The organism is Fastidiosibacter lacustris, from assembly GCF_003428155.1.
GTDB lineage: Bacteria > Pseudomonadota > Gammaproteobacteria > Francisellales > Francisellaceae > Caedibacter > Caedibacter lacustris.
This window is the reverse complement of sequence record NZ_QLIR01000051.1, coordinates 1-1,059: the sequence shown is the minus strand read 5'-3', so window position 1 is coordinate 1,059 and position 1,059 is coordinate 1. Positions and strand designations below refer to the sequence as shown.

1 protein-coding gene is annotated in these 1,059 nt (G+C 35.9%); it reads right to left on the bottom strand.

Going from position 1 to position 1,059, the window contains the following annotated elements:
* The coding region (locus DNJ77_RS09825; protein ID WP_157966684.1) for a hypothetical protein at positions 1-931 on the bottom strand (931 nt) is incomplete at its 3' end.
* Positions 932-1,059 lie beyond the last annotated feature (128 nt).

Genomic DNA, 1,059 nt, shown 5'->3' with positions numbered 1-1,059 from the left:
GCATTGAAGAATCCTTAAAACTGATACTGCATGGCTCTTGATCAAGTAATGATTGACAGTTCACGCCAGTAAGTTCAGATTCACCTATTGTGAATGTAAGGTTCTCTAAATCACGCCCTGATACATTTTTGAATACGATTGATTTAGTGTCATCTTTATTCACAATAATCTTATTGTGCATAACAATTGCACTTGTGCTTTCGTCTACTGCACTGACTTTCTGTAATATAGGATCATCAATCTTAATATCGAACTTTAAAACCTGGTTACCGTTTTTATCAGTCACTTTATATTGAATATCTTCATTACCAACAGTTGCATCTTTTGAGTTAAGCGTTACATAACAACTTTTACCTGTTGCAAGTGTAATATTTGCACACGTATTATCCTCAATAAATGGCAAAGTATTATTATCTGCAATGGTTTGATCGACGACATTAACTGTATATCCAGTAAGATCAATATCGTGATCAGTGGTATTGGTTAAGTAAACTTTTTGCACTGAACCTTGCTTGAATACAAGGTTATCAAAACTTAAACCTTGAAGCTTTAATTCACCCGTACTTTTAAGTTCTTTATCTGTGGCTGTAGCAGAAATAACATAGGGAATCGTTATGTCTTGATCGTTTTTAAGTAATTCAATCGCATGTTGTTTTGGGGTGATTGAAATGGTACAAGCCCCAGTACTTCCTACAGCATCACAAGATGAGTGTGAAACATCAAAATACTCTGCATTTTCTAGAAACTCAAACTGAATATTTGAGGCAGAAACAGACCTGTTGGCCGCTATTCTAAGCCCATTATCCTCAACAACTTTAACAGTTAAATTTGCCTGATTACCCAATACCACACTGCCTTGAGAATCTACACTTAATTTTGCTGGAGTTGGTGTTGTTCCAGAAGAAGAGCTTCCTCCGCCGCCCCCCCGCAAGCAGTCAGTAATAATGCAAGACCTAGTGCGCTATATTTAAATGTTTTTGCCTGAGTGTGTTTCATACAATATTTTCCTCTCATACTTAATATGCCTTATTAATTCCCTTATATGTCCTATAATTTTGT